Annotated in this window: 1 rRNA gene; it reads right to left on the bottom strand. The window is 57.3% G+C overall.

Annotated features, from left to right (window positions below):
• Window positions 1-1078 (bottom strand): 23S ribosomal RNA (locus WA675_RS27235); the annotation flags it as partial.

Below are 1078 nucleotides of genomic sequence, written 5' to 3'. Positions count from 1 at the left end.
GGCGCGGATACACGGGTACGGGAATATCAACCCGTTGTCCATCGACTACGCCTGTCGGCCTCGCCTTAGGTCCCGACTCACCCTGGGCGGATTAACCTGGCCCAGGAACCCTTGGTCATTCGGCGGACGAGTTTCTCACTCGTCTTTCGCTACTCATGCCTGCATTCTCACTCCCGTAGCCTCCACCACTAGTTCACACTGTGGCTTCCACGGCTACAGGACGCTCCCCTACCCATCCAGACGACTGGCCCGAAGGCGATCTAATGTCTGAATGCCGCGGCTTCGGCGGTGTACTTGAGCCCCGCTACATTGTCGGCGCAGGATCACTTGACCAGTGAGCTATTACGCACTCTTTCAAGGGTGGCTGCTTCTAAGCCAACCTCCTGGTTGTCTAAGCGACCCCACATCCTTTTCCACTTAGTACACGCTTAGGGGCCTTAGCCGGCGATCTGGGCTGTTTCCCTCTCGACTACGAAGCTTATCCCCCGCAGTCTCACTGCCACGCTCTCACACACCGGCATTCGGAGTTTGGCTGACTTCGGTAAGCTTGTGGGCCCCCTAGGCCATCCAGTAGCTCTACCTCCGGCGTGAAACACGTGACGCTGCACCTAAATGCATTTCGGGGAGAACCAGCTATCACGGAGTTTGATTGGCCTTTCACCCCTACCCACAGCTCATCCCCTCAGTTTTCAACCTAAGTGGGTTCGGGCCTCCACGACGTCTTACCGTCGCTTCACCCTGGCCATGGGTAGATCACTCCGCTTCGGGTCCATAATGTGCGACTAAAAACGCCCTATTCGGACTCGCTTTCGCTACGGCTACCCCACACGGGTTAACCTCGCCACACACCGATGACTCGCAGGCTCATTCTTCAAAAGGCACGCCATCACCCCACTCAAGAGAGGGCTCTGACGGATTGTAAGCGCACGGTTTCAGGTACTATTTCACTCCCCTCCCGGGGTACTTTTCACCTTTCCCTCACGGTACTAGTCCGCTATCGGTCACCAGGGAGTATTCAGGCTTACCGGGTGGTCCCGGCAGATTCACAGCAGATTTCACGGGCCCGCTGCTACTCGGG

The sequence above is a fragment of the Nocardia sp. SSK8 genome (genome assembly GCF_037034205.1).
In the GTDB taxonomy this organism is placed as follows: domain Bacteria; phylum Actinomycetota; class Actinomycetes; order Mycobacteriales; family Mycobacteriaceae; genus Nocardia.
Note: the sequence above shows the minus strand (reverse complement) of the source record. Positions and strands in the feature narration are given on the sequence as shown.